Raw genomic sequence first — 479 nt, 5'->3', positions numbered from 1 at the left:
CCGCCACGCCCAGGCCGACGCCCGCGTGGCCCTCGCCGCCCGCCGCGCCGACCCGCCCCACCCGCCTGGAGGAGCCGGCGGCCCAGCCGGGCTACGGCGACGGCCCGTTCGCCCAGGAACGCCACGTCTGGCTCGGCCTGCACGCGGCGGCGACCCGCAGCCTGGCCCAGGGCTCGATGATCGTCTTCAGCTAGGGCCTGTCTTTCGGATCTTCGCGGATCAGGCCGCGGCGTCTGGCGCCCGGCTGGCAAGGCGCCGGATCGCAGCTCGTACTTGTCCGTACTCGCGCGATTCGGCAACGCGGCCTGGGGGCACCTCCCGGACGAAGTCCGGGGGAGGGATGCCTGGGGGCACCTCCCAGCCGCCAGGCTGGGGGAGCGTCGTGGCCCCGCGAAGGTCCGGAAGACAGGCCCTAGTGTCCTGAGTCGGAGATTCGTCGTTGGTCGGGTGTGACGCGACCTGGACCGAGGATTCCGCCG

Annotated in this window: 1 pseudogene; it reads left to right on the top strand. The window is 73.9% G+C overall.

Annotation, left to right across the window (positions count from 1 at the left end):
* Positions 1-194 (top strand): annotated as a pseudogene (locus ACSNOC_RS27930) (hypothetical protein); the annotation flags it as partial.
* Positions 195-479 lie beyond the last annotated feature (285 nt).

Source organism: Streptomyces sp. URMC 129, assembly GCF_051386415.1.
Classification (GTDB): domain Bacteria; phylum Actinomycetota; class Actinomycetes; order Streptomycetales; family Streptomycetaceae; genus Streptomyces.
The sequence above is the reverse complement of the archived record's forward strand: the minus strand, read 5'-3'. Positions and strand labels throughout refer to the sequence as shown.